The organism is Vibrio sp. 05-20-BW147, assembly GCF_013369385.1.
GTDB lineage: Bacteria > Pseudomonadota > Gammaproteobacteria > Enterobacterales > Vibrionaceae > Vibrio > Vibrio floridensis.
In genome coordinates, this window is the sequence record NZ_SZTO01000099.1 from 1 (window position 1) to 505 (window position 505).

Below are 505 nucleotides of genomic sequence, written 5' to 3' on the forward strand. Positions count from 1 at the left end.
GATAGGCGTGAGTTTAAGAATAATTGAAGTCGTAGATTTTCAGTCGTCGTGGGCTGATGATTTTAACCGAGAGAAAGCGCTAATCTGTAATGTGTTAAGCCAAGAAAATGTGGTGGGGGTTCACCATATCGGTAGCACTTCAGTTGAAGGTCTATGTGCGAAACCAATTATAGATATTCTGCTTGAAGTTAAATGTCTCAGTGAGCTGGATGAGCAAAGTTGCTTGATGGAATCCTTAGGTTATCTTGCTAAAGGTGAGTTTGGTATCCCGGGTAGGCGCTACTTTCAAAAAGGTGGAGTTCAACGAACTCATCAAGTCCACGCCTTTCTAACAGGTTCACATGAAGCACAAAGACACATCGCTTTTAAAGAGTATCTTATCGCTTTTCCTGAAGTAGCCGATGAGTATGGTGTGTTAAAGAAAGCTGGTGCAGCGCTCTGCAACAATGACATAGATGTATATTGCCGCCATAAAGACAGCTTTATTAAAGAGCATGAGGCTAAG

General features: G+C 42.0%; 1 protein-coding gene. It reads left to right on the forward strand.

Features of this window, described 5'->3' with window-relative positions; all coding sequences use genetic code 11:
- Nucleotides 1-7 precede the first annotated feature (7 nt).
- Nucleotides 8-505: GrpB family protein (locus FC652_RS20245; RefSeq protein WP_176299916.1), on the forward strand; the 498-nt coding region annotated here is incomplete at its 3' end.